This window comes from Acidovorax sp., assembly GCF_046291265.1.
GTDB lineage: Bacteria > Pseudomonadota > Gammaproteobacteria > Burkholderiales > Burkholderiaceae_C > Acidovorax.
In genome coordinates, this window is the sequence record NZ_JBKBTV010000205.1 from 1 (window position 1) to 508 (window position 508).

Annotated in this window: 1 pseudogene; it reads right to left on the reverse strand. The window is 58.5% G+C overall.

Annotated elements, in window-relative coordinates:
• Nucleotides 1–30 precede the first annotated feature (30 nt).
• Nucleotides 31–508, reverse strand: a pseudogene (locus ACK41V_RS23910) (hypothetical protein); the annotation flags it as partial.

Here is a 508-nt window from a genome sequence, read left to right on the forward strand (position 1 = left end):
TGAGGGGGTTTTAGCCGCTTGCGCAGACATTTACCGCTTCACTTCCCATTTGGTGGCGCGCTGTCCGGTTTCGTCCTTGTAGTCCATCAGCGCGATGCCCTGTTCCGCCAGTTCATTGCGGATGCGGTCGGCCTCGGCGAAGTCCTTGGCGTTGAGTGCAGCGAGGCGGGCGGCGATTTTATCGGCGACATCACTATCAACTCTGATCTGTCGCTTGATGCCGATGCCCATGAGCTGAGCAAGCGCAAGACCGTCTGCAGGCCGTCCTTCATCAAGGATCAGTGCGTGGATGCGCGAAATTGCGCCAGGTGTATCAAAATCTTCAGTCAGGCGATCAAGAAGCTCGTCCGCAGGTTCAGGCGTCGGCTCGGCATCACCGGCCGCGCGTTCCCACTTCTCCAAAAGGTTTACCGCCTCTTCCAGCCGCTTGACCGTGAAATCAATCGGCTCGCGATAGTGGGTCATCAGCATGGCTAGCCGCAGGACTTCGCCAGGCCATTTACGACCG